This is a genomic window from Diaphorobacter sp. C33 (assembly GCF_030503915.1).
In the GTDB taxonomy this organism is placed as follows: Bacteria; Pseudomonadota; Gammaproteobacteria; order Burkholderiales; family Burkholderiaceae_C; genus Diaphorobacter; species Diaphorobacter nitroreducens.
In genome coordinates, this window is the sequence record NZ_CP129980.1 from 1659361 (window position 1) to 1681384 (window position 22024).

Sequence of the window (22024 nt, forward strand, 5' to 3'; positions counted from 1 at the left end):
GTCCGGGCCTTTTTGCTGCGCACAACGGGAAGCGTGCTGCAGCCGCGGTCAACCGCTACGCCGCCAATGCCCGCGCGACACGCCGATCAGGCGCATCCATCTATACCCCCTCCCAGTAATAGGCATTTATTGCCCGCCATCGCTTTATCCTAAAGCGCCATCGATTTATACTTCCCCCTAGTACAAGACACATAGCAACACATCCTGGCGCAACGCCCGCCCATCCAACCGCCATGCCCCATACCGCCGAAGACAAGCAACGCGCCATCACGCGCCTGCGCCGCATCCGCGGCCAGGCCGAGGCGCTGGAGCGCGCCGTGCAGGCGGGCAGCGACTGCGCACCCATCCTGCAGCAGCTGGCCGCCCTGCGCGGCGCCGTGCATGGGCTGATGGCCGACATGCTGGACAGCCATGTGCGCGAAACGCTGGCGCAAGAGCCCGCCCCCTCGCCCCAGGCCGTGGACGAGACGCTGGCCCTGCTGCGCTCGTACCTGAAGTAACGCCCCCCACCCTTTCACTACAAGGAGCCCTCCCATGAAATCCCGCGCCGCCGTCGCCTTCAAAGCTGGTGAACCCCTGCAGATCGTCGAACTCGACGTGGCCCCGCCCCGCAAGGGGGAAGTGCTGGTCAAGATCACCCACACCGGCGTATGCCACACCGATGCCTTCACGCTCAGCGGCGACGACCCCGAGGGCATCTTCCCCGCCGTGTTGGGCCATGAGGGCGCGGGCGTCGTGGTGGAGGTGGGCGAAGGCGTCACCAGCGTCAAGCCGGGCGACCATGTGATTCCGCTGTACACCGCCGAATGCGGCGAATGCCTGTTCTGCAAGAGCGGCAAGACCAACCTGTGCGTGGCCGTGCGCGCCACGCAGGGCAAGGGTGTGATGCCCGACGGCACCACGCGCTTCAGCTACAACGGCCAGCCCGTGTACCACTACATGGGCTGCTCCACGTTCAGCGAATACACCGTGGTGGCCGAGGTGTCGCTGGCCAAGGTTCACCCCGATGCCAACCCCGAGCAGGTCTGCCTGCTGGGCTGCGGCGTGACCACCGGGCTGGGCGCGGTCAAGAACACCGCCAAGGTGCAGCCGGGCGACAGCGTGGCCGTGTTCGGCCTGGGCGGCATCGGCCTGGCGGTGATCCAGGGCGCCCACCTGGCCGGCGCGGGCCGCATCATCGCCATCGACACCAACCCGGGCAAGTTCGACCTGGCACGCACCTTCGGAGCCACCGACTGCGTGAACCCCAAGGACTTCGACAAGCCCATCCAGCAGGTGATCGTGGAGATGACTGGCTGGGGTGTGGACCACAGCTTCGAGTGCATTGGCAACGTCAACGTGATGCGTGCGGCGCTGGAATGCGCACACCGCGGCTGGGGTCAGAGCGTGATCATCGGCGTGGCCGGTGCGGGACAAGAGATCTCGACTCGCCCGTTCCAGCTCGTCACGGGCCGCAAGTGGCTGGGTACGGCCTTCGGCGGCGTCAAGGGCCGCAGCGAACTGCCCGGCATGGTGGAGGACGCCATGGCCGGCAAGATCCAGCTCGCCCCGTTCGTCACCCACACCATGGGCCTCACGGACATCAACCAGGCGTTCGACCTGATGCACGAGGGCAAGTCGATCCGCTCGGTGGTGAACTACGCTGCATAAAAACAGGAGCGCTTGGCGCTTGATGCACAAGGGATTCCAGTACTTTTATTACTGAATCCCCCCCATACCAAACGCCAACAGCTACTTAAAAAGGAGCAACACGCCCATGTCCGACACCCTGGAACAACTCTCGGCCCACGCCTGCTTTGGCGGCGAGCAACGCTTTTACCGCCATGCATCGCACGCAGTGGGTCTGCCGATGCGCTTCGCCGTCTACCTGCCGCCCCGTGCGCTGGCAGCCGAGAGTGCGGATAGAAAGGTCCCCGCGCTGCTCTACCTCGCGGGCCTGACCTGCACCGAGGAGACCTTCCCCATCAAGGCCGGCGCCCAGCGCCTGGCGGCAGAGCTGGGCCTGGCCCTCATCACCCCCGACACCAGCCCGCGCGGCGCGGGCGTGGCGGGCGAGGCCGACGCCTGGGACTTCGGCGTGGGCGCGGGCTTCTATTTGGACGCCACGCAAGCCCCCTGGTCCACGCACTGGCGTATGGAAAGCTACCTGCTGGAGGAACTGCTGCCGCTTGTCACCAACGCCCTGCCCATCGACGGTGCCCGGCTGGGCCTGTTTGGCCACAGCATGGGCGGCCATGGCGCGCTGACGCTGGCACTGCGCCACCCGGGCCGGTTCAAGAGCCTGTCGGCCTTCGCGCCCATCTGCGCCCCCACGCGCTGCCCCTGGGGCGAGAAGGCGTTCACCGGCTACCTGGGCCCGGGCCGCACCTCCTGGGGACAGCACGACGCCACCGTGCTCATGGAGAACCAGCCCCTCGCGCCCTACCCCGGCGGCATCCTCATCGACCAGGGGCTGGACGACAAATTCCTGGCCGATCAACTGCACCCGCACCTGTTCGAGGCGGCCTGCAGCGCCATCGGCCAGCCGCTCACGCTGCGCCGCCACGCAGGCTATGACCACGGCTACTACTTCATCCAGAGCTTCATCGACGACCACCTGCGCCACCACGCGCAGCAGTTGGGCGCCTGAGGCAGTGTGAACGAACTGCCCGGCTCGCTCGTTCCGCACAACCTGTCCGCGCGCCGTTGCGGATGCCCGCTACAGCCCGAACGAGGGGAGCGCCTTGCGCCGCGACTGGCCGCGTTTCTGCCGCCCTTTCGCGGTTGCCCGGGCCGCCTGAGGTTCATGCACCGTCTGACACCCGGCGCCCGCCAAACCGCTCACACCGGGCGGGGCGCACCCACCGCATAGGTGCGCAGGTCGCGCCCGCCGATGCCCAGCGCCGGCCACAGAGCGCGCCACTGCGCAATGTGGGCACTGGCGAAGTGCCGGTCCAGGTCGTCCTGGCTGCGCCACAGCTCATGCACGTGGATCAGCCCGGCGTCCAGCACATCCTGCGCATACGCATATTCGATGCAGCCCGGTTCGGCCCGTGAAGCCTGCACCATCGCCCGCATGGCCGGCAGCGCGGCGGCCAGCCCGTCCGCCGGCAGGCGAATGGTTCCTACGATCAACAGCATTCGGCACTCCCTCCCCACAGCAAAGCGCCCATGCTAGCCGCGGCGCGCACCGCGCTCAGAACAGCACCCCCTGCCCGCGCGCCAGCGCCGGGCGGTACTGCGACAGGTCCAGTTCCGTGCGCTGGCGGTTCAGGCCCAGGCGCGCACAGGTCTTCTCGAAGCGCTGGCGCAGCAGGTCGGCCCACAGGCCCGAGCCCTTCATGCGCGTGGCGTGGCTGCTGTCGTAGCTCTTGCCCGCGATACGCGCGGTTGCGTCGATTCCGTGCAGATCCTGAATGCGCGCCAGGACGCGTTCGGCACGCTGCGGGTAGTGCAGTTGCAGCCACTCGCGCATCAGGGCATTGAGTTCCCACGGCAGGCGGATCACCGTGTAGAAGGCCGAGGTGGCGCCCGCATCGCGCGCGGCGGCCAGCACCTGCTCCATGTCCTCCGTAATGAAAGGAATCTGCGGCGCCACGCTCACGCCGACGGGCACGCCGGCTTCGGCCAGCGCGCGGATGGTGCGCAGCCGCCGGTGCGGCGCGGCCGCGCGCGGCTCCAGCACGCGGGCCAGGCGCGCATCCAGCGTGGTGATGGTCACGTAGGCCGCCGCCAGCCGGCTGTGCGCCAGCGGAGCCAGCAGGTCCAGGTCACGTTCCACGCCGCTGCTCTTGGTGATCAGCGAGAACGGGTGTCGCGCATCGCGCATCACCTCGATCAGCGCGCGCGTGAGGCGCAGCTCACGCTCCACCGGCTGGTAGCAGTCGGTGGCGGAGCCGATGTTGACCACCGAAGGCCGATGGCTGGCGCGCGCCAACTCGCCCCGCAGCACCGTGGCGATATTACGCTTGGCGATGATGCGGGTCTCGAAGTCCAGCCCCGGCGACAGGTTGAGGTAGCTGTGCGTGGGCCGTGCGTAGCAGTACACACAGCCATGCTCGCAGCCACGGTAAGGGTTCACCGACTGCTCGAAGAAGATGTCGGGCGAATCATTGCCGCACAGCGCGCTGCGCGCGTCTTCCCAGATCACCTGGGTCAGCGGCGCGGCGGGCGCGGCACTTTCGTCGCCCATCACACCCTCCGCCGGCCCGCCCCAGCCGTCGTCAAACGCCTCGCGCACATCGCGCATGAAACGGTGGGCCATACGCGTGGCTGTACCCCGCCCCTTGAGTGGCTGCACGGGCGCCCATACGACAGGAGCCAGTGAGGGCGGGGGATCGTCTTCGGAATGCATTGAATAACTGTATAAATAAACAGTTATTCTGGCAATATCCAAAGGCCTACGCCATTTGCCGGGGGGCTGCAAGCGCAGCGCAATTCGCACTGCGCGCGTGTGAGATCGCTTGGCAAACGCGGCACCAGGCCGCACAATTCACCACTTCCGCACCCAATTTGGTGCTTTTTTTGAGAACATGCCTTGGCCCGGACAACCCCGTTGCCCGGGCTTTTGTCCGTTTGAGCGCGGCTGCCCGGCAGGCGCGCTTTCACTATCGTTTACAAGGGAATCACACCATGCAGCGCAAGCCCCACATCATCCTGTCGTCCCTGGACCTGGAGCGCATCGAAGCCCTGCTGGAAAAACAAACCGCCCCCTTTCCTGGCCGGGAAGCACTGGAGGCCGAGCTGGACCGCGCCGACGTGTTCGATCCCAAGGACATGCCCCCCAACGTGGTGACCATGAATTCCACCGTGCGCTTCACGCTGCTGGAAACCGGCAAGACGAACACGCTGACGCTGGTCTATCCGAAGGAGATGGACGGCTCGGGCGACAAGGTGTCGGTGTTCGCACCCGTCGGCATCGCACTGCTGGGCCTGGGCGTGGGCGACGAATTCCAGATGCCCAGTCCCACCGGCCAGGTCACCGTGCGCGTGGACGCCATTGATTTCCAACCCGAGAACGCGGGTGAACTGCATCGCTGAGCGCGATCGCACCACCCAAGACCCGAGGCAGCCATGACTGGCTGCCTTTTTTTCGTCAGCGCAGGCCTGCCATGAGCGCGGTGGTCAGCAGGCCGGTTCCCACGAGTCCGGCCTGCCAGCGCAGCGCAGATTGCCATGTGGGAACGTGGCGCTCCACACGCTCGTACAGCAGGTGGCCCGCGGCGATCGACAGCACGAAAGCGATGCCCATGCCCGCCATCGCGGCGGCTACTGACTGCGGCCAGAAGTAGCTTTCCACCGCGTTGACGAGCACGCACACCGCAAAGTGCACGAGGAATACCGAATACGAGATCTGCCCCAGCCGGCTGAGCGGTGCCCAGCCTTGCCAGCGCTGCATGGCCAGGCTGCGCATGGCCACCACCAGCAGCAGCGCAGTCACGCCGGCCAGCGCAATGCGGGGGCGCCACTCCAGTGCCAACGCAGCCACCACCAGCGCCGCGATCAGCAGCGCCCAGCTCCAGGCTCCCAGCGCGCGGGGCGACTGCACGGCCCAGTAGGCCAGCATGCCAAGGCCATAGGCACCGAAGAAATACACCGCCCAGACGTCCCAATCGGCGTCGCGGTTGAAGTACAGCAGCGAGGCGGCGACGCCCGTCGCCACGAGTGCCTGCGCGCCGCTCAGGGCCCAGGGCCAGTAGCGGGACATGCCGCGCGCACGCAGCGCCACCGCCGCGCGTGATACCCCAGTCAGGACCAGCGTGGTGAGGGCGAACAGCTGAAAGTCGATGGCCACGTACCAGACGCCGGCCGACAGCGACTCCTCGTTCAGCACGCTTTGCAGCAGCAGCGCATGCGCGAGCAACTGGCTCAGGTCCGGCACGTCGGATACCGAGGCGTGGTCGAACCACGGTTGCACGGTCGCCTGCACGACGATGGCGATCACCAGCGCCACCGCGTAGGGCACCACCAGGCGCACGAAACGCCGTGCGATGCGCTGGGCAGGGTCGGTAAAGCGCGCCTGCCCCTGCGGCGCCAGACTGGCTGCTGCCAGGAATCCCCCCAGCACCAGGAACACCTGCACCGCCATGCGCGCGTATTCGTAGAGCCAGTCGATCAATCCCGGCACCGCTTGGCGCGCCACGTCGGACATGGGCCCGTAGAACGCCAGGTGGTGCCAGACGATGGCGGCGCAGGCCAGGCCTTTGGTGCAGTCGATCAACGCGCTGCGGGAGGCATGAGACGGGGTGTGCTGGGACATTCAAAACAGGAACCCCGTGCCGGCAGCAGGCCTGCGACGGGGGTTCACGGTAATCGGGCAAGCCCGAGATTTTGCGCCTTTTGCGCTGATGCTGCTGACCGCTACACAGCGGGCGCGCATCAACAAAAACGGTGCCCCTGGGGCGCCGTTGGGCCAACGGGGCTACGTGGCAGCCCCGCGCGGGCATCAGCCCAGGGCCAGGCGCTCGCGCGCTTGCTGGTACTCGCGGCGCAGGCGCGCGACGAGTTCAGCCGTCGAAGTGACCTCGGTGATGCTGCCGATGCCCTGGCCGCAGCCCCAGATGTCCTTCCAAGCCTTCTTGGCGTCGCCACCGAAGTTCATCTTGCTCGGATCGGACTCCGGTAGGTTGTCGGGGTCCAGGCCTGCCGCGCGGATCGACTGCGCCAGGTAGTTGCCGTGCACACCCGTGAACAGATTGCTGTAGACGATGTCGTCGGAGTTGCCCTCGACGATGGCCTGCTTGTACGCATCGATGGCGCGCGCCTCGTGCGTGGCGATGAAGGCCGAGCCGATGTAGGCGAAGTCCGCGCCCATGGCCTGCGCGGCCAGGATGGCGCCGCCCGAGGCGATGGAGCCCGACAGCGCGAGCGGACCGTCAAACCATTGGCGGATTTCCTGGATCAGCGCAAACGGGCTCTTCACCCCTGCGTGGCCCCCCGCGCCCGCCGCCACGGCGATGAGGCCGTCGGCCCCCTTCTCGATGGCCTTGTGCGCGAACTTGTTGTTGATGATGTCGTGCAGCACGATGCCGCCCCAGCTGTGCACGGCCTGGTTCACGTCCTCGCGCGCGCCCAGGCTGGTGATGACGATCGGCACCTTGTACTTGGCGCAGATCTGCATGTCGTGCTCCAGCCGGTCGTTGCTCTTGTGCACGATCTGGTTGATAGCGAACGGAGCGGAGGGCGACTCAGGATGCGCCTTGTCCCACGCCGCCAGCGTTTCGGTGATCTCGGCGAGCCAGTCGTCGAGTTGCTCCGCCGGCCGTGCGTTGAGCGCAGGCATGGAGCCCACGATGCCGGCCTTGCACTGCTCGATCACGAGCTGGGGGTTGCTGATGATGAACAGCGGCGAGCCGATGACGGGCAGCGAGGGTTTCTGCAACGCTGGGGGCAGTTTGGACATTCGGACGGTCTCCATAATAAAAATGGGCTGTAGCGCTTTACCCGCAAGCGCTAACAGCTATCAAAACAGAAGCAATTTTCAGAATGCTTCCAGCGGCAGAGCCGTGACGCTGGCCGCACCGTGCACGATTGCGTCGCGCTGGCCCGGCGCCTTGGTCAGCAGGTGGTCGGCATAGAAGCGCGCCGTGGCGATCTTGGCCTGCATGAAGGCCACGTCCTGTCCCTTGGCGGACAGCTCCTGCGCCACCAGCAACGCGCGCGCCAGCTGCCAGCCCGCCACCAGATTGCCGGCCAGCATCAGATAGGGCACGCTGCCCGCATACACGTCGTTGGGGTGGGCCTTGGCGCCACCGGCGATGAAATCCACCACTTCCAGGAATGCCTGGCGTGCGGCAGCCAGGCGCTGGGCCACCGCTTGAGCGTCGGCCGTGCCGCTGGCGCGCAACTCGCCCTCGGTGGCCTCGATCTGCGCGGCAATCGCCTTGGCCGTCTGGCCGCCGTCGCGCGCCGTCTTGCGGCCCACCAGGTCGTTGGCCTGGATGGCGGTCGTGCCTTCGTAGATGGTGAGGATCTTCGCGTCGCGGTAGTACTGCGCAGCGCCCGTTTCCTCGATGAAGCCCATGCCGCCGTGTACCTGCACGCCCAGGCTGGCCACTTCCAGGCTCATTTCGGTGCTGTAGCCCTTGACCAGTGGCACCATGAATTCATAGAACACCGCGTTCTGCTTGCGCACCTCGGCATCGGGATGGTGGTGCGCGGCGTCGTAGGCCGCAGCAGCCGTGGTGGCCATGGCGCGGCAACCCTCGGTGTAGGCGCGCATGGTCATCAGCATGCGGCGCACGTCGGGGTGGTGGATGATGGCGGCGCTGCCGGCCACGCTGCCGTCGACCGGGCGGCTTTGCACGCGGTCGCGCGCATACTGCACGGCCTTCTGGTACGCGCGCTCGGCCACCGCGATGCCCTGCACGCCGACGGCGTAGCGCGCGGCGTTCATCATGATGAACATGTATTCCAGGCCGCGGTTTTCCTCTCCCACGAGGTAGCCGATGGCGCCGCCGTTATCACCGTACTGCAGCACGGCCGTGGGCGACGCCTTGATGCCCATCTTGTGTTCGATGGACACGCAATGCACGTCGTTGCGCGCGCCCAGGCTGCCATCCTGGTTCACGAGGAACTTGGGCACCACGAACAGGCTGATGCCCTTCACGCCCTCGGGTGCACCCGCCACGCGCGCCAGCACCAGGTGCACGATGTTCTCCGCCATGTCGTGCTCGCCATAGGTGATGAAGATCTTGGTGCCGAAGACCTTGTACGTACCGTCGGGCTGGGGATCGGCCTTGGTGCGCACCAGCGCCAGGTCGGAGCCTGCCTGCGGCTCGGTCAGGTTCATGGTGCCGGTCCACTCGCCCGTGACCAGCTTTTCCAGGTAGGTGGCCTTGAGTTCGTCGCTGCCGGCCGTGAGCAGCGCCTCGATGGCACCATCGGTCAGCAGCGGGCACAGCGCAAAGCTCAGGTTGGCGCTGTTGAGCATTTCCACGCAGGCCGCGCCGATGGTCTTGGGTAGGCCCTGGCCGCCGAAGTCGGCAGGGTGCTGCAAGCCCTGCCAGCCGCCCTCGGCGAACTGGCTGAAGGCCTCCTTGAAGCCCGGCGTGGTGGTCACGGCACCATCCTTGAACCAGGAGGGTTTCTCGTCGCCAACCACATTGAGCGGAGCCACCACGCCCTCGTTGAACTTCGCGCACTCTTCCAGCACGGCAGCGGCCGTGTCCAGACCAGCGTCCTCGAAACCGGGAATCTGCGCGACCTGGTCGATGCGTGCCAAGTGCTCGATGGCGAACAGCATGTCCTTGACGGGGGCGGTGTAACTCATGGGTGTCTCCAACTCAAAACGGTACGAATGTGATCAAAAAAAAGGCATCGCAAGCGATGCCTTTTTGCCGGCGCAGCGGCTTACAGGGCCTTCACCAGTTCCGGCACGGCCTGGAACAGATCGGCCTCCAGCCCATAGTCGGCCACCGCAAAGATCGGTGCCTCCGGGTCCTTGTTGATCGCCACGATCACCTTGCTGTCCTTCATCCCTGCCAGGTGCTGGATGGCCCCCGAGATCCCCGCCGCGATGTACAGCTGCGGCGCAACGATCTTGCCCGTCTGCCCCACCTGCAGGTCGTTCGGGGCGTAGCCTGCGTCCACCGCTGCGCGGCTCGCGCCAATGGCCGCGCCCAGCTTGTCCGCCAGCGGGGTCATGACTTCGTTGAACTTCTCGCTGCTGCCCAGCGCCCGGCCGCCCGAGACGATGATCTTGGCGGCGGTGAGCTCGGGGCGGTCGCTCTTGGTGACTTCACGTCCGGCAAAGCTGCTCTTGCCGGCATCGGCCACGGCGGCGGTGGTTTCCACCGCGGCGCTGCCGCCCGTGGCGGGCGCCGCGTCAAAGCCGGTGCCGCGCACGGTGATGACCTTGACGTTGTCCGCGCTTTGCACGGTGGCGATGGCGTTGCCCGCGTAGATGGGGCGCTCGAAGGTGTCGGCGGAGATCACTTTGGTGATGTCGCTGATCTGCGCCACGTCCAGCTTGGCGGCCACGCGCGGGGCGACGTTCTTTCCGCTGGCGGTGGCCGGGAACAGGATGTGGCTGTAGTTGCCGGCAATCTGCAGCACCTGGGCGGCCAGGTTCTCGGCCAGGCCGTCCTTCAGGCTGGCGCCGTCGGCGTGCAGGACTTTGGCGACGCCGGCGATTTGGGAGGCGGCCTGGGCGGCGGCCTGCGCGCCTTCACCGGCTACGAGCACGTGCACGTCGCCCCCGCAGGCGAGTGCGGCGGTGACGGTGTTCAGGGTGGCGGCCTTGAGGCTGGCGTTGTCGTGTTCTGCAATGACGAGTACGGTCATGTTGTTTCTCCTGTCCTGCCTTTAGATGACCTTGGCTTCGTTCTTGAGCTTGTCCACCAGCGTGGCGACGTCGGGCACTTTCACGCCAGCGCCGCGCTTCGGGGGTTCGGCCACCTTGAGGGTCTTGAGGCGCGGGGCCACGTCTACGCCGAGGTCTTCGGGCTTGATGGTGTCCAGCGGCTTTTTCTTGGCCTTCATGATGTTGGGCAGCGTGACGTAGCGCGGCTCGTTCAGGCGCAGGTCGGTGGTGATGACGGCCGGGGTGGTCAGTTGCAGGGTTTCCAGGCCGCCGTCGACTTCGCGTGTGACGCTGACCTTGTCGCCGGCCACTTCGACCTTGCTGGCGAAGGTGGCCTGGGGCAGGTCTGCCAGGGCCGCCAGCATCTGGCCGGTCTGGTTGGCGTCGTCGTCGATGGCTTGCTTGCCCAGGATGATCAGGCCCGGTTGCTCTTTGTCCACCAGGGCCTTGAGCAGCTTGGCCACGGCCAGGGGTTGCAGCTCGGCATCGGTTTCCACCAGGATGCCGCGGTCGGCGCCAATGGCCATCGCCGTGCGCAGCGTTTCCTGGCATTGCGCCACGCCGCAGCTCACCGCGATCACTTCCGTGGCCAGGCCTTTTTCTTTGAGCCGCACCGCCTCTTCCACGGCGATTTCGTCAAAGGGGTTCATGCTCATCTTCACGTTCGCGATGTCTACGCCCGTGCCGTCCGACTTCACCCGGACCTTCACGTTGTAGTCCACCACGCGCTTGACGGGGACCAAAACCTTCATTGCTGCGGCTCCTTCAATAGTTGATTGCTTGACGTTTACGTAAACCGGTCCATTCTATTGCGCACTGCAGCATCTCCGTCATGGGAACATGGTGCACACGGCAAAAACGAACGATCGTGCTTTTTGACGATTATGCCAGTGCATTCATGGCAGGTCGAGGCCTACGCCGGTGGCAGTGCTGCCGGCGCGACTCCGTCCTGCCCCGGCGTCGAAGCCACGACATGCACCACGCGCTGCGGCTGTGCGATCTCGATACCCGCTGTGCGCAAGCCTTCCAGCACCGCGAGGTTGACCGCAGACCGCACGCTGGCAGTACCGGCAGCCGGATCATTGATCCAGTAATTGAGGTTGAACACCAGCCCGTCCGGCATGAAATCGAGCAAGAAGGCTACGGGCGCCGGGTCGCCCAGCACGCGCGCTTGCGCACTCGCCGCAGCACACAGGATCTGCTGCACCTTCGCGGCATCACTGCCGTAGGCGACGGTGATATTGGTCGTGAGGTTGAATTTGCGGTCGGACGCGGTCAGGTTTTCCACGCGCTGGGTGATCAGGCTTTCGTTGGGCACGATGGACTCGCGCCCGTTGCCCGCGCGGATCAACGTGTAGCGCGTCTTGATGTCCGTGATGCGGCCCTCGAAACCATCCACGCGCACGTTGTCCCCGATGCGCAGCGAGCGTTCCAGCAGAATCACGAAGCCGCTGACGTAATTGGCCGCCAGCTTCTGCAGGCCAAAGCCCAGGCCCACGCCGAGCGCACCGCCCAGAACCGACAGCGCGGTGAGGTCCACCCCCACAGCGGCCAGCGCCAGCAGCAACCCCACGAACAGCAGCAGCGCCCGCGTGGCATTCACCGCCACCTTGCGCATGGACAGGTCGGCCACCGCATGGTCGAGCACGCGCCGCTCGAAAGTCGACGCCGCCCACAGCGCAGCCACCAGCACCAAGACCGCGGACAGACCGCCTTGCAGTAGCGCCAGCAGGCTGACGCTGGACTTGCCGAACGCGATGCGGATGTCGTCCAGTTCCTGCAGCACGCGCGGCAGCAGCCCGGCGATCCACAAGGCAGCCACGCCCCAGGCCAGCCAGGAGAGCACGCGCTCCATCAGGCGCATCAGGCCTGAACGCGGAAACGCCATGGCCAGCACGCGTGCCACGAAGCGGATCAGCACCAGCGACGTGAACACCGGCACCGCCAGGCGCAGCAGGAAAACCGCCTGGTAATGCTCCACCACCACGCGCGCCGCATACACCAGTGCCAGCACCACCGCAGGAAACATCAACCCGTCCGCGATGCGGCGGCCGAACCAGACCGACTCCGGCGGCTGTCCTCGACCGGCCCGCCGGCTCAGCCCATAAGCGAGTGCCACGCTACCGGCCAGCACCGCCAGTTCCAGCCACAGGCTGGACAGCCGGAAGTCGGCCGCCAGCCGTTCCCACCATTCCATCAGCGCGGCGCTCCTCGGCTCAAGCCTTATCAGCAGCCGGCTTCCAGGCCGGCTGACGCTTCTCTGCAAAGGCGCGCGCACCTTCTTGCGCGGCGTCGTCCATCATGTTGGTGGCCATGGTCTGGCCCGCCAGTTGGTACGCCGCGTCCAGGCCCAGTTCGCGTTGCTGGTACACCAGCGCCTTGCCCATGGCCACAGCCACGCGGGGTTTCTGCAGAATGGACCGCACCAGCGACTCCACCTCGGCGTCCAACGACTCGGGCGCCACCACGCGGTTGACCAGCCCCTGGTCCAACGCGGTGCGCGCGTCAATAAAGTCCCCGGTGAGCAGCATCTCCATGGCCCGCTTGGCCGGCACGTTGCGCACCAATGGCACACTGGGCGTGGCGCAGAACAGGCCATAGTGGATGCCGCTGGTCGCAAAGGTCGCGTTTTCGCTGGCAACGGCCAGGTCGCACTGCGCCACCAACTGGCAGCCCGCCGCCGTGGCCATGCCGTGCACACGCGCAATCACCGGTACGGGCAGCTTGTGGATGCTCAGCATCATGCGGCTGCACTGGGCGAACAGGCGCTGGTACCACGCCAAGTCCGGGTTGGCCGCCATATCCTTAAGGTTGTGGCCCGCACAGAAGGCCTTGCCAGTCGCGGCGAGCACCACCACGCGCACGCTGTCGTCGCGCGCAACCTCGTCCAGTGCCTGCTGCAGTGCTGCCAGCATCTCGTGGCCGAGGGCGTTGAAGCGCGGCGCGTCATCCAGCGTGAGGGTGACTACGCCGCGATCGTCGCGCTGCACACGCAGTGGGCCGCCACCGGCCGCCGTGGAGGGGGAGGAAGTCATGGCGAAGTCTCCTGAGTACGAATACCGCGCGGCGCGCGCGGGGAAGAATCAAAGGTCTGCCAACACGCGCACATGGGCTTCCACGCTGCGCGCCAGCGGCCCCATCATGTAGCCGCCCTCCAGGCACGACACGATGCGGCCGCGTGCAAAGCGCCGGGCCACATCCTTGACGCGCATGGTGATCCAGGCGTAGTCCTGCTCGTTGAGGCTGAGCTGGCCCATGTCGTCCTCGCGGTGCGCGTCAAAGCCCGCACTCACGAAGATCATCTCGGGCTTGAACGATTCCAGCCGCGGCATCCAGACCATGTCCACGATGTCGCGCACCTCCATGCCCTTGGTGTAGGCGGGGACGGGTACGTTGAGCATGTTGGACGCCGGCTCCTGGTCCCCGCAGTACGGGTAGAACGGATGCTGGAAGATGCTCACCATGAGCGCGCGCGGGTCGCCGGCCAGGATGTCCTCCGTGCCGTTGCCGTGGTGCACATCGAAGTCCACCACCGCCACGCGCTTGAGGTTGTAGCGCTGCAGCGCGTACTTGGCGGCGATGGCCACGTTGTTGAAGAAGCAAAAGCCCATGGCCTTGGTGCGCGTGGCGTGGTGGCCAGGCGGGCGCACGCTGCAAAAGGCGTTCTCGATCTCTCCGGCCATCACCGCGTCGGTGGCGGCCAGTGCGGCGCCCGCGGCGCGCAGCGCGGCCGTCCAGGTGTGGCGATTCATCGAGGTGTCCGTGTCCACCTGCACATAGGGCGGTCCGCCCGCGGCCTCTTCCTCGATCAGCCGGTCGGACAGGCCGCGCAGCGCAGCCATGTGCATGCGGTCGTGGGCCAGCTCGATGTCGGCCAGCGAGGCCAGCGGTACCTCACAATGCTGCAAGGCATCGGCCACGCCGGTCACCAGCAGCCGATCCTCGATGGCGTCCAGCCGCGCCGGGCATTCGGGGTGTCCTGGGCCCATCTCGTGCTTCCAGCAGTCACGGTGGGTGTAATAGCCCGTCTTGCTCACAGTCATTCCCCGGTGTCTCAATCGTTTTCGGATAACGTCACGCCATGCATGCACAGCAGAAGATCAAGTCGCTTTTGGATCAGCTTAACACGGTGATCGTGGGCAAAACCGCGCAGGTACAGGACTGCGTGGCCTGCCTGCTGGCCGGCGGGCACCTGCTCATCGAGGACGTACCGGGCGTTGGCAAGACCACGCTGGCCCATGCGCTGGCACGCACCTTCGGCCTGCAGTTCGCGCGTGTGCAGTTCACGGCCGACCTGATGCCCAGCGACCTCACCGGCGTGTCGGTGTACGAGCGTGGCAAGGAGGCCTTCGTGTTCCACCCCGGGCCGGTGTTCGCCCAGGTGCTGCTGGCCGACGAGATCAACCGCGCCAGCCCCAAGACGCAGAGCGCGCTGCTGGAGGCCATGGAGGAAAAGCAGGTGTCGGTGGAAGGCGAGACGCGCGCCCTGCCCCACCCGTTCTTCGTGATCGCCACGCAGAACCCGCACGACCAGCTGGGCACCTTCGCATTGCCCGAGAGCCAGCTCGACCGCTTCCTCATGCGCATCTCGCTGGGCTATCCCGACCGTGGCGCCGAGCGCCTGCTGCTGGCCGGCAGCGACCGCCGCGACATGCTGGACGGCCTGCTGCCGCTGCTGTCGCTGGACGATCTGGCCGCGCTGCAGCACCAGGTGCTGGCCGTGCACACGGCCGAGCCGCTGCTCAACTATGTGCAGGATCTCATCGCCGCCACGCGCTCGGGCCGTTGGTTCCTGCAGGGCCTGTCGCCGCGCGCGGGCATCGCGCTGATGCGGGCGGCCAAGGCCCAGGCGCTCATCGAGGGGCGCGACTACGTGGCGCCGGACGATGTGCAGGCCATCTTGCCGCAGACCATTGCCCACCGCCTGGTGCCGGTGGGCGACGCCGGCCGCGGCGCCGTGGAGCAGGTGCGCGCCATGGTCGAGTCCGTCCCCCTGCCCTGACGCCATGCCCGCAGCATTCGAGCAGGCCGCACCGCCCGGTGCCGCGGCCCCGCGGCAGATGCCCTGGCGTGCCGTGGCCGCGCGCTGGCAGCGCTGGTGGCTGGCGCGCCTGCGGCGCACCGACACGCTCACGCTCACGCAGGGCAACATCTACATCCTGCCTACAGGCGCTGGCTGGATGCTGGCCCTCACGCTGCTGGTGCTGCTGGTGGCGTCCATCAACTTCCAACTCAACCTGGGCTACCTGCTCACCTTTCTGCTCGCCGGCAGCGTGGTGGTGGGCGTGCACCTGTGCCACGCCACACTGCGCGGACTCACGCTGCACCTGGTGCCGCCGCAGCCGCAGTTCCTCGGTGCTGGCGCGCTGCTGCAGGTACAGCTGCACAACCCGCGGCGCGCCACGCGCCATGGCATCGCGTTGGCGGTGCGCGGCGGCCAGGCCGCGGAATGGGCCTGGACCGACGTGCCCGCCGAAGGCTCCGCCACCGTGCGGGTGGCGTTCCAGCCCGGGCGGCGCGGGCTGCAGGACGTGCCCGTGCTGATGGCGGAAACCCGCTACCCGCTGGGCACGTTCCGCGTGTGGACGCTGTGGCAGCCCGCCGCGCAGCTGCTGGTCTACCCGCGCCCGGAGGTGGGCGCCCCTGCGCTGCCCGCCGGCGAGCCGCGCTCGGGCAGCGGCGGCCAGGCACCGGCGCGCGGCATCGGGGAATTCGATGGCGTGCGCGCGTACCGGCGGGGTGACCCACTCAAGCTGGTGGTCTGGAAGAAAGCCGCCAAGTCGCTTGCCACCGGCACCGACGACCTGGTGAGCCGCGACACCCAGCAGGCGCAGCACCACGAACTCTGGCTGGACGGCGCTGCCACCGGCCTGCAGGACCCGGAGGCCCGCGTCTCGCGCCTCACGGCCTGGGTGCTGCAGGCCGACCGGCTGGGCGTGGAATACGGCCTGCGCCTGCCCGGCCAGCAGATTGCACCGGACAGCGGCGCCGCACACCGCCACCGCTGCCTGGAGGCACTGGCGCTGTGCTGATTCTGTTTTTGACATGAAAAAAGCACCTAGCCCTCTACCAATAAGCGCGACCAGCTATTCATTCAATAGCAGCCCCTATCGACGCGCGGGAGCCTCGACGTGAATCTGGCCCAGCGGCTTTCGCACCTGCCGCGCGAAGCGCGCGACACCCTGTTCCTGCTGGCGGTGGTGGCCTGTTGCGTGGCGCCGCTGGCCGCGTACCTGCCGCTGTGGACCAGCGCGCTGGCCGCAGCGCTGCTGGCTTGGCGCGGCTGGCTGGCCGTGGGCGCGCGTGCCCTGCCGGGGCGCTGGGTGATTGGCGCACTGCTTGCGGCGGCTGTGGCGCTCACGCTGCTGTCGCACCGCACCATCGTCGGGCGCGACGCGGGCGTGACGCTGATCGTGGTGCTGCTGGCGCTCAAGACGCTGGAGCTGCGCGCGCGGCGCGATGCCATGGTGGTGTTCTTCCTCGGCTTCTTTACGCTGCTGGCCAACTTCTTCTTCTCGCAGTCGCTGCCCACGGCCGCCGCCCTGCTGGTGGCGCTGCTCGGGCTGCTCACCGCGCTGGTCAACGCCCACATGCCGGTGGGGCGGCCGCCGCTGGTGGCCTCCATGCGCACCGCCGCGCGCATGGCGCTGCTGGGCGCGCCCATTATGGTGGCGCTGTTCCTGCTGTTTCCGCGCATGGCACCGCTGTGGGGCGTGCCGGACGATGCGCGCTCGGGGCGCAGCGGCCTGTCGGGGGAGATGTCCATCGGCAGCATGGCGTCGCTGGTGCTGGACGACAGCGTAGCGCTGCGCGTGCGCTTTGACACGCCAGGCGGAGCCCCACCGCCGCAAAGCAGCCTGTACTTTCGCGGCCCGGTGCTCACGGCCTTCAACGGGCGTGACTGGTATGCACTGTCGCAGCCCGAGGCGCGCGGCATCACCTGGGCCTACCCCACGCCGGCCAACCTGCAAATGCAGGGTGAGTCCGTGCGCTACGAGGTCACGCTGGAGCCCAGCCGCCGCCCCTGGCTGCTGACGCTGGACGCCGTGCAGGAGCGGCCCGAACTCCCACAGGGCACCGGCGCGATGATGTCGCCCGAACTGCTATGGTCTGCCAGCCGGCCCATCTCCAGCGTGCTGCGCTACCGCGCCGAAAGCCACCTGCGCTTCACCCACGGCCCCACGCGGCGCACCTCCCTGCTGAACGGCTACGTGGAACTGCCTGCGGAGATGAACCCCCGCACCCTGGCCCTGGCCGAACAGATGCAGGCCGACCCCGCGATCGCGGCGCGCGTGGCCGCCAGCGGGGCACAGGCCTACATCGACGCCGCGCTGGCACGGCTGCGCACGGGCGGCTACACCTACACGCTGGAGCCCGGCGTGTACGGCGAGCACACCGCCGACGAGTTCTGGTTCGACCGCAAGGAAGGCTTTTGCGAGCACATCGCCTCGGCCTTCGTGGTGCTGATGCGCGCGCTGGACGTGCCATCGCGCATCGTCACGGGCTACCAGGGGGGCGAGCTCAACGGTATCGACGGCTACTGGACCGTGCGCCAGAGCGACGCACACGCCTGGGCCGAGGTCTGGCTGGAGGGCCGCGGCTGGGTGCGCGTGGACCCCACGGGGGCCGTGTCGCCGGGGCGCATCGGCCAGTTCCAGCGATTGCAGGCGCCTCGCGGCGTGTTGGGCACCGCGATGGATGCCGTCGTCAATCCTTCGCTGGTACGCAGTCTGCGGTCGGTGTGGGAGGCCGTGAACAACGGCTGGAACCAATGGGTGCTGAACTACACCCAGGGGCGCCAGCTCGATTTGCTCAAGTCGCTGGGCATGCAGTCGCCCAGTTGGCAGGACCTGGTGCGCCTGCTGGGCCTGCTGGCCGCGCTGGCCGCCGCCGTGGGCGCAGGCTGGGCCCTGTGGGAGCGCAGCCGCCAGGACCCCTGGCAGCGCCTGCTGCTGCAGGCCCGCCAGCGACTGGCACGCGCCGGCCTGCCGCTGCCACCCCACCTGCCGCCACGCACCATGGCCGCGCGTGCGCGCGCCGAACTGGGCGCCCCCGCCGAAGCCGCCGCGCAGTGGCTGCTGCGCGTGGAGCAGGCCCGCTACGCCCCCGAACCCCGCGTCCTGCTGGCCGACCTGCAGCGCGAATTGCCCCGCCTGCCCTGGCCCACCGCGCAGAATCCACGCCCCTCTGCCCCATGATCCGCACCCTTGCACAAGCTACATTTTTCATAGCTGTCAGCGCTTTACCCATAAGCACCTTAGCCCAAAATCATTCTAAAAAAACAGCCACCAAGACCGCGGCCACCTACCACTATGCGCAACGTGCGCAGGCCATGCAGTTCGCCGACGATCTGGCAGAGCGGCGCGGGCTGGACCGCGAATGGGTGCGCCAGGCGATCGGGCAAGCGCGGCTGCTGCCCCAGGTGCCGCGCCTGGTGCTGCCGCCCGCGCGGGGTACGCCCAAGAACTGGGCGGCCTACCGTGCGCGCTTCGTGGAGCCCACGCGCATCCGCGCGGGCCTGCGCTTCTGGCAGGACAACGCCGATGCGCTGGCGCGCGCTGAAACGCAATACGGCGTGCCCGCCGAGATCATCGTGGGCATCATCGGCGTGGAGACACTCTACGGCCAGCACATGGGCAACCTGCGGGTGATCGACGCGCTGGCCACGCTGGCCTTCGACTTTCCCGACGCACACCCGCGCGCGGCCGAGCGGCGCGCGTTCTTCCAGCGCGAGCTGGAGCAGTTTCTGACCCTCATGGACCGCACGGGCATCGACCCGCACACCCCGCGCGGCAGCTACGCGGGCGCCATGGGTCTGGGGCAGTTCATGCCGTCGAGCTGGTCGCGCTACGCGGTGGATTTCGACGGCGACGGCCGCATCGACCTGTGGCGCAGCGCGCAGGACGCCATCGGCTCCGTGGCCAACTACTTCGTGGGCCACGGCTGGCAGAGCGGCATGCCCACGCACTACGCAGTGGCGTTTGACGCGGCCACGCTGCAGTTGGACGCGCTGCTGGCGCCGGACATCCTGCCCACCTTCAGCGTCGCCAGCATGGCGGCCCAAGGGGCGCACGTGCAGAGCGAAGGCGCGCAGCACACGGGTCCATTAGCGCTGGTGGAACTGCAGAATGGCGCTGAGGCGCCCAGCTACGTGGCCGGCACCGAGAACTTCTATGCGATCACGCGCTACAACTGGTCGAGCTACTACGCCATGGCGGTGATCGAGTTGGGGCGGGCGGTAGCGGCGGCGCGGCCTTGATTCCAGTGGTATCGGTTGTGCTCTGCATGAGCCTCTGGTCGTAAGGTGGATGCCGCTGGCCTGTAGGTGCGCCCGGCCAGCCACATCAACGTCCAACCACCCCGCCCATTACCCACCCACTCCAGGCCGCTGCATCTGGCAGCTGGCGGGCTGCGCCGCCTTGTCCGCGGCGATGGTGCGTACCACGCGAAAGCCGTAGCCCGAGCCTTCCACGTCGAACTTCACGCCGGGCGCGCCCAGCCGGTCCATCACCCCCACCACCAGGTTCTGCTGGAACTGGTGGTCTTGCGCGCGCATGGCGCCTGCCTGGCCGTACAGGCGCACACTGGCATGCTCCAGCGCGCGCGCCACGGCCAACGGATCGTCACTGCCCGCCTGCTGCAGGGCCTGCGCAAGCGCTTCGACCATGAGCTGCATGCGCATGTGCACATAGTCGTCCTGCGGGCTGGGAAAGCGCTCGCGGAAGGCACGGTAGAAGGTCTCGCTGCCCTGCGTGGGCAGATTGGGCAGCCAGTCGGCCACGGCCACCACCTTGCCCACGCCGGCATCGCCCAGGGCCGCAGGCGCGCCGAGCGCGTTGCCGTAGAAGGTATAGAACATGCCGTCGTAGCCCACCTCCCGCGCAGCTTTGACCAGCAGCGTGAGGTCATTGCCCCAATTGCCCGTGATGACGGCTTGCGCGCCGCTGGCCTTGATCTTCACGGCGTAGGGCGCGAAGTCCTTCACGCGGCCCACGGCGTGCAGCTCGTCGCCGACGATGGCGACATCGGGCCGTTGCGCGGCCAGCTGGCGCCGGGTTTCGCGCAGCACGGCCTGGCCAAAGCTGTAGTCCTGCCCGATGAGGTAGGCGCGCTGCAGGGCCTTGTCCTCGCGGATCACCTCCATGAGCGCTGCCATGCGCATGTCGGCATGCGCGTCGAAGCGAAAGTGCCAGAAGCTGCACTTCTCGTTCGTGAGGGCGGGGTCCACGGCCGAGTAGTTCAGGAACACCACACGCTTGCCGGGCTCGCGCTGGTTGTGCTTGTTGATCGCGTCGATGAGCGCAGCGGCCGTGGCCGATGAGTTGCCCTGCATGACGAAACGCGCGCCGCCGTCAATGGCGGCGCGCAGCGCGGACAGCGCCTCTTCGTTGGTGCCCTTGCTGTCGTAGCGCACCAGCATCAGCGGCCGCGCCCCGCCCGCCGCAGGGGGCAGTGCCACGCCGCCGCGCGCGTTCACACGTTCCATGGCCCAGGCGATGTTGCGGAACACCGCCTCGCCGGTATTGGCAAAGCTGCCGGACAGGCTCTCGATCAGCGCCACGCGGATCGGCGCGCCCTGGGGTGGCGCCGCTGCACCGGCCAGTGGCGTCGCAACGCCCAGCAGGGAGGACAGAGCCAACGCACAGGCGCGCAGAACATGGCGGCGGGGCAGGATCATCATGGCAATGGGCACAAGCAGGAAAAGATGGCAGCGCAGCCGCGCGCTGGCTCACGAAGAATGGAATTCACTGGGCCATGAGCTGCTGGATGCCCGGCGGCGCTGCGCCGTCGGATGCGCCGTCAGGTGCGCCGTCGGATGCGCCGGCCGGCTGCGATTCTGGCGCTGGCTGAGGGGCTTGCGCGGACGCCTGCGTGCGCGGTTGCTCCCAGGCTGGAACCCGGGGCGCGGGGGTGCTGGACTCTGCAGCCGGGCTGGCGGTGGCGGCTGCAGCAGCGGCAGGCGGCTGCGCCGCAACGGTCGCGGCGACCGCAGCGTGCGGCACGGCTTCGCGCTCGTGCAGGGCTGGCTTGGCCGCCACCGTCGGCGCTGCCGGCACCACGGGCGCCGCGCGCACGAACTGCTCGAAGAGCTGGAAAAACCGCTCGTAGAACTGCGGATCGGCGATGGTCTCGCTGCCCACCTTCACCAGCGTGTCGTCGATCGCCGTGACGGGCAGCGACACCGAGCCGATGCCACCGACGCCAAGCGACGCCGAGTTGTTGATCTTCTTGATCACGTAGCGGTCCTGCAGCGCGCTGGCAAAGGCCGACGTACGCACGTCGCCCTGCCCTTCGGATGCGCAGACCACGCGCATCTCCACGACGTAGTGCACGTCGGTGTGGGGCTGGTAGTACTTGCGGCCCGCCACCGTGTCGCTGGAGGCCACGTGCACCATGTAGCCCTGGCTCAGCAGCGCCCGCCGGGCCGCCTCGCAGGTACTGGCCTGCGGCGCCGCCATATGGCGCGTGTGCATGCCGGCGGTATCGAAGTCGTTGGGCGAGAACTGCAGGTTGCGGTCCAGGCCGGGCATGGTGTCGGGAATGTGGGCGCAGCCAGCCAGCAGGGCACAGGCCACCAGGCCCAGCCGGCAGCCCAGGGAAGCGAAGGGGGAAAGGCGTGGGAATCGAGACACGGGCATCAGCTAGAAAAATCCGCAGCAGGGCCGCATTGTGAAGCCTGAGCGATGTCCCTCCCGCGCGCGCTCGTTGTAACCCATTGCAAGGCGACGTTCCATCCGCGCG

Annotated in this window: 20 protein-coding genes; 8 read left to right on the forward strand and 12 right to left on the reverse strand. The window is 67.7% G+C overall.

The features are described 5' to 3' along the window. The first annotated feature begins 233 nt into the window (after nt 1-233). From QY917_RS07900 to fghA, 3 genes are all read left to right on the forward strand, one after another. On the forward strand, nt 234-500 hold the full coding sequence (locus tag QY917_RS07900; RefSeq protein ID WP_011805955.1) for a metal/formaldehyde-sensitive transcriptional repressor: 267 nt from the start codon (nt 234-236) through the stop codon (nt 498-500). Between the two features lie 34 nt (nt 501-534). Continuing rightward, a complete protein-coding gene (locus QY917_RS07905) occupies nt 535-1650 on the forward strand; it encodes an S-(hydroxymethyl)glutathione dehydrogenase/class III alcohol dehydrogenase (protein WP_123675594.1) in 1116 nt (371 codons plus the stop codon). A 106-nt stretch (nt 1651-1756) separates the two neighbouring features. Further along, a complete protein-coding gene (gene fghA / locus QY917_RS07910; RefSeq protein WP_123675593.1) occupies nt 1757-2629 on the forward strand; it encodes an S-formylglutathione hydrolase in 873 nt (290 codons plus the stop codon). A gap of 191 nt (nt 2630-2820) precedes the next feature. On the opposite strand, the gene QY917_RS07915 is transcribed toward fghA, so the two are convergent. Both QY917_RS07915 and QY917_RS07920 read right to left on the reverse strand, forming a co-directional pair. Then, the gene (locus tag QY917_RS07915) at nt 2821-3120 is read right to left on the reverse strand and encodes a putative quinol monooxygenase (RefSeq protein WP_123675592.1); all 300 of its coding nucleotides are present in this window, start codon (nt 3118-3120) and stop codon (nt 2821-2823) included. A 55-nt stretch (nt 3121-3175) separates the two neighbouring features. Further along, entirely contained in the window at nt 3176-4333 is a 1158-nt protein-coding gene (locus QY917_RS07920; protein ID WP_123675591.1) for a PA0069 family radical SAM protein, read from the reverse strand. Nucleotides 4334-4611: 278 nt separating this feature from the next. Here QY917_RS07920 and rnk point away from each other — a divergent pair, with 278 nt between their 5' ends. Beyond that, nucleotides 4612-5019, forward strand: coding sequence for a nucleoside diphosphate kinase regulator (gene rnk, locus QY917_RS07925; protein WP_015913710.1), 408 nt, complete (start codon nt 4612-4614; stop codon nt 5017-5019). Nucleotides 5020-5074: 55 nt separating this feature from the next. Here the strand turns inward: rnk and QY917_RS07930 are convergent, their stop codons facing one another. The 8 genes from QY917_RS07930 to QY917_RS07965 all read right to left on the reverse strand — a co-directional run bounded on the left by QY917_RS07930 (nt 5075) and on the right by QY917_RS07965 (nt 14325). Next, nucleotides 5075-6238, reverse strand: coding sequence for an acyltransferase (locus QY917_RS07930; protein ID WP_123675590.1), 1164 nt, complete (start codon nt 6236-6238; stop codon nt 5075-5077). 186 nt (nt 6239-6424) lie between these two features. Beyond that, on the reverse strand, nt 6425-7381 hold the full coding sequence (locus QY917_RS07935; protein WP_123675589.1) for a nitronate monooxygenase family protein: 957 nt from the start codon (nt 7379-7381) through the stop codon (nt 6425-6427). 78 nt (nt 7382-7459) lie between these two features. Then, nucleotides 7460-9250, reverse strand: a complete 1791-nt coding sequence (locus QY917_RS07940) for an acyl-CoA dehydrogenase (protein ID WP_011805964.1) — start codon at nt 9248-9250, stop codon at nt 7460-7462. Between the two features lie 80 nt (nt 9251-9330). Next, on the reverse strand, nt 9331-10263 hold the full coding sequence (locus QY917_RS07945; protein ID WP_135149135.1) for an electron transfer flavoprotein subunit alpha/FixB family protein: 933 nt from the start codon (nt 10261-10263) through the stop codon (nt 9331-9333). A 21-nt stretch (nt 10264-10284) separates the two neighbouring features. Beyond that, nucleotides 10285-11034 carry an electron transfer flavoprotein subunit beta/FixA family protein gene (locus QY917_RS07950; RefSeq protein ID WP_302079259.1) on the reverse strand — a complete coding sequence of 250 codons (750 nt, stop codon included), beginning with the start codon at nt 11032-11034 and terminating at the stop codon, nt 10285-10287. 161 nt (nt 11035-11195) lie between these two features. After that, the gene (locus QY917_RS07955) at nt 11196-12479 is read right to left on the reverse strand and encodes a mechanosensitive ion channel family protein (RefSeq protein ID WP_123676066.1); all 1284 of its coding nucleotides are present in this window, start codon (nt 12477-12479) and stop codon (nt 11196-11198) included. Between the two features lie 19 nt (nt 12480-12498). Further along, the gene (locus QY917_RS07960) at nt 12499-13317 is read right to left on the reverse strand and encodes an enoyl-CoA hydratase (protein ID WP_123676065.1); all 819 of its coding nucleotides are present in this window, start codon (nt 13315-13317) and stop codon (nt 12499-12501) included. Nucleotides 13318-13365: 48 nt separating this feature from the next. Then, nucleotides 13366-14325, reverse strand: a complete 960-nt coding sequence (locus QY917_RS07965) for a histone deacetylase family protein (protein ID WP_015913716.1) — start codon at nt 14323-14325, stop codon at nt 13366-13368. A gap of 38 nt (nt 14326-14363) precedes the next feature. Between QY917_RS07965 and QY917_RS07970 the strand changes: the two genes are divergently transcribed. The 4 genes from QY917_RS07970 (at nt 14364) to mltB (ending at nt 19541) form a co-directional block, all read left to right on the forward strand. Then, nucleotides 14364-15284, forward strand: a complete 921-nt coding sequence (locus QY917_RS07970; protein ID WP_011805970.1) for a MoxR family ATPase — start codon at nt 14364-14366, stop codon at nt 15282-15284. A 4-nt stretch (nt 15285-15288) separates the two neighbouring features. Continuing rightward, a complete protein-coding gene (locus QY917_RS07975; RefSeq protein WP_088886423.1) occupies nt 15289-16314 on the forward strand; it encodes a DUF58 domain-containing protein in 1026 nt (341 codons plus the stop codon). 99 nt (nt 16315-16413) lie between these two features. Continuing rightward, nucleotides 16414-18480, forward strand: coding sequence for a DUF3488 and transglutaminase-like domain-containing protein (locus tag QY917_RS07980; RefSeq protein WP_123676064.1), 2067 nt, complete (start codon nt 16414-16416; stop codon nt 18478-18480). Next, nucleotides 18477-19541 (forward strand): lytic murein transglycosylase B, encoded by a 1065-nt coding sequence (mltB, locus tag QY917_RS07985; protein WP_123676063.1) that lies wholly within the window; start codon nt 18477-18479, stop codon nt 19539-19541. Before QY917_RS07980 ends, mltB begins: the two co-directional genes overlap by 4 nt. Nucleotides 19542-19649: 108 nt before the next feature. Here the strand turns inward: mltB and QY917_RS07990 are convergent, their stop codons facing one another. After that, entirely contained in the window at nt 19650-20960 is a 1311-nt protein-coding gene (locus tag QY917_RS07990; RefSeq protein ID WP_123676090.1) for a branched-chain amino acid ABC transporter substrate-binding protein, read from the reverse strand. A 67-nt stretch (nt 20961-21027) separates the two neighbouring features. Next, a complete protein-coding gene (locus tag QY917_RS07995; RefSeq protein WP_123676062.1) occupies nt 21028-21921 on the reverse strand; it encodes a DUF2242 domain-containing protein in 894 nt (297 codons plus the stop codon). Between the last annotated feature and the right edge of the window lie 103 nt (nt 21922-22024).